The 2,611-nt window shown below is 70.2% G+C and carries 3 protein-coding genes and 1 pseudogene; all 4 read right to left on the bottom strand.

What is annotated here, in order from left to right; translation table 11 throughout:
• A pseudogene (locus AC1DOC_RS28720) lies at positions 1-344 on the bottom strand (DNA ligase-associated DEXH box helicase); the annotation flags it as partial.
• Positions 345-416: 72 nt separating this feature from the next.
• Complete coding sequence (locus tag AC1DOC_RS28715; protein ID WP_015867621.1) at positions 417-941, bottom strand: DUF3617 family protein; 525 nt, start codon at positions 939-941, stop codon at positions 417-419.
• 71 nt (positions 942-1,012) lie between these two features.
• Positions 1,013-1,720 carry a phosphatase PAP2 family protein gene (locus AC1DOC_RS28710; protein WP_015867622.1) on the bottom strand — a complete coding sequence of 236 codons (708 nt, stop codon included), beginning with the start codon at positions 1,718-1,720 and terminating at the stop codon, positions 1,013-1,015.
• 49 nt (positions 1,721-1,769) lie between these two features.
• Positions 1,770-2,611: Gfo/Idh/MocA family protein (locus AC1DOC_RS28705; protein ID WP_478131024.1), on the bottom strand; the 842-nt coding region annotated here is incomplete at its 5' end.

Raw genomic sequence — 2,611 nt, 5'->3', positions numbered from 1 at the left:
CCCGAGGCCACCCACACGCGGCCGCCGTGTTCGAGCCGCACCTGCGCCGAGCCCAGCACGTGGCCGGCCGGATGGAGCGAGATGCGCACGCCGTGGTGCGAGATCGCCTCGCCATACGGCAGCGTCTGCAGCGCGATGTCGCCGCCAAGGCGGGTGCGCAGCGTGCCGGCGCTGTCGGTGTGAGCGAGGTAGTGGCCGTGGCCGGCGCGCGCGTGGTCGGAGTGCGCATGGGTGATGACGGCGCGCGCCACCGGCCGCCAGGGGTCGATGTAGAAATCGCCCGGCGGGCAGTAGAGCCCCTCGGGGCGAGCAACGACGAGATGGTCTTCTTCCTTCGCGGCCATGGCCCGCCATGGTAGGCGCTGGCGGGCCGCTGCGGCGCCGAACACGGGCCGCGAAGCGCTGTGGGCCGGCGCCTACTTCTGCTTCTTGTGCCCGCCCATCATCTCGAGCACGTTCATCTTCATGCCGTTGGACATCACCATGTCGCCGGGCTTCTGGTCCGCCTTGCAGGGGCCGATCCAACGGGCTTCCATGACGGCCGAGCCTTCGGCGCGCCCCATCAGCGGCGGGCTGTAGCTCGACTTGCTTTCCATGCGGTAGGTCGAGCTGAAGTCGCCGCTCATCACCGCGTGCGTGGTGGCGGTGGTGGGGCCGACCTTGCAGACCGAATCGACCACCAGCTTGCCGCCTTCGTTGCGCAGCTCCTGCTTCGAGCAGCTGTCCTTGCCCATGCCCTGCCCCATGTCGCGCAAGGCCTTGTCGGTGGCCGCGTCGATGCACTGCTGGACGGTCTGGCTCGCGCCCTTGGCGCCGGTGCCGTCGCCGGTCTGTATTTCCCACAGGCCGGGCTTGCGCGCGGGATAGTCGATGGCCAGCGCGGGCAAGGCCGTGCTGCAGGCCAGCGTGAAGAGGGCAATGGCGGATGGGCGGATCTTCATGGCGGGCTCCCGGTCGAGACGATGCCCGGGTTCTACCGCGCGCGCGGCGCCGGTGGAATAGCGCAATCGGCCTACGCCGGCCGTGCCTGCACGGCCGCTGCCGCCGCCACGGCCTTGCGGGGACGCGAGGCCAGCCCGAAGCCGATGCCCAGCGCCAGCCCGCCGAGCACGTCGACCAGCACGTGCTGGCGCACCGCCATCGTCGAATAGACRATGGCCACGGCCCACGCGATGTTGAGCGCGCGAGCCCATGCGGGTGCCGCCACCTCGCGCAGCTGCCGCGCGAGCACCACGCAGGCAAACACCGAGAACGACACATGCAGCGACGGAAACGCGTTGCCGGCCGCATCCACGGTTTTCAGCAGATGCAGCGAGGTGCCCGGGCGGGTGTCGATGCTGAAGTTCGGGATGGCGGTCGGCACGAACCAGAACACCACGAGCGCGATGCCCGTCATGAAGGCGCAGCCCAGCGCAAAGCTCCAGAGTTCCCGCCTGTCCTTGGCAAGGAACACCGGCAGCGCGATGTAGAGCCACAGCGAAAGATAGACCGGCAGCAGCGTCGGCCAGAAGGCGATCAGCCGGTCGAACGCGGTGAGCGGCAGCGTCCAGGGCGGGCCGGCGTTCTTCATGATCCAGAAATACAGCGGGAAGAAACCCGCGGTCGCGACCGTGTTGCCGACCAGCTTCAGCGGCCAGAGCGCGCGGCACCGCCGGCCCAGGGCGCGAAGCCAGGGCTGCGGGTTCGAAGGCGGCGGATGCTCGGAAGAAGAAGGTGTCATGAACGCCCGATGCGGTGCGCCTGGAGCTCGCGCATGCGAGCCCGCGGCCCTACCAGGGCGTCCATTTTGATTCGCTTTGGGCCGAGGCCACCGTGCGCTCGATGAAGCGCACGCCGCGCGCGCCGTCTTCCACGCGCGGGTAGTCGGCCGCGATGGGATCGGCCGGCTGGCCTGCGTTCCGCGCGCGGATGTCCGCCACCACGCCGGCGTAGACGTTGGCAAAGGCCTCGATGAAGCCTTCGGGATGGCCGGCCGGCAGGCGGCTGGCGCGCTGCGCCGCCTCGCACAGCCAGGGCGAGCCGCGCGTGAAGATCTGCTTCGGCCCGTCGTGCGGCAGGTGCACCAGCTGGCTCGGCTGCTCCTGCCGCCATTCGAGCGTGCCGAGCGTGCCCGACACGCGCAGCCGCAGGTCGTTCTCCAGGCCGGTGTTGATCTGCGAGGCAATCAGCACGCCGCGCGCGCCGCCCTTGAAGCGCAGCAGCAGGCTGCCGTCGTCGTCGAGCATGCGGCCCGGCACCAGCGCGCTCAGGTCGGCGCACAGGCTCTCGATCTCCAGGCCGGTGACGCTCGCGACCAGGTTCTCGGCGTGCGATCCGATGTCGCCGATGGCGCCGGCCGCGCCGCTCCGCGCGGGGTCGGTGCGCCAGTCGGCCTGCTTGTTGCCGGCGCCTTCGAGCTGGCTCGCGAGCCAGCCCTGGTTGTATTCGACCACCACCTTGCGCAGCTCGCCGAGCCGGCCAGAGCGGACCATCTCGCGCGCCTGCCGCACCATCGGATAGCCGGTGTAGTTGTAGGTCACGCCGAACAGCGTGCCCTGCTTCTTCACGGCCGCGACCAGCGCATCGGCCTGCGCGCGCGTGTGCACCAGCGGCTTGTCGCACACCACATGGA

The sequence above is a fragment of the Variovorax sp. 01T439_2 genome, assembly GCF_056398445.1.
The sequence above is the reverse complement of the archived record's forward strand: the minus strand, read 5'-3'. Positions and strand labels throughout refer to the sequence as shown.

Coding starts and splice junctions, on each gene's coding strand:
- AC1DOC_RS28715 (WP_015867621.1), bottom strand. CDS start 941: ATGAAGATCCGCCCATCCGCCATTGCCCTCTTCACGCTGGCCTGCAGC.